Origin of the sequence: Plebeiibacterium sediminum, assembly GCF_026013605.1 — a bacterium.
Taxonomy (GTDB): domain Bacteria; phylum Bacteroidota; class Bacteroidia; order Bacteroidales; family Marinilabiliaceae; genus Saccharicrinis; species Saccharicrinis sediminus.
Map to the genome: position 1 here is coordinate 1 of NZ_JAPDPJ010000355.1, position 392 is coordinate 392.

Annotated in this window: 1 protein-coding gene; it reads left to right on the forward strand. The window is 33.2% G+C overall.

The features are described 5' to 3' along the window. Positions 1 to 242: 242 nt before the first annotated feature. A partial coding sequence (locus OM075_RS26340) for a transposase (RefSeq protein WP_363321665.1) occupies positions 243 to 392 on the forward strand: 150 nt, incomplete at its 3' end.

The window sequence follows — 392 nt, forward strand, 5'->3', positions numbered from 1 at the left end:
ATTTATTGTTTTACTAAACGGTTAATTCAGACTTATGTTAGTTTAGCAATTTTTTTGCGTCATGTAAATCAAACTCTCCTACTTTTAAAGCTACCCTTTACCCATATTATTGTTCAATACATTCATTGCAAGATAGATTCCTCCTTTTTTCTTGCGAAACTTCGCCCACCAAAATACGGAAAGGCATAAGTCAATCGTTGTTGAATCAAAAGCGTAAACATTACCATCTAATCTGAAGATATCTGCTTTTTAAACCCAGTCATAAATGGACTGAATCGCAGAAACAGCGGGCCAATTTATTATTCAATGTTTATCCTGAAATAGAACAGGCCTATAATCTCTCACATCAACTATATCTTATTTATAGTCGTCATATTACAAAACCAGTTGCA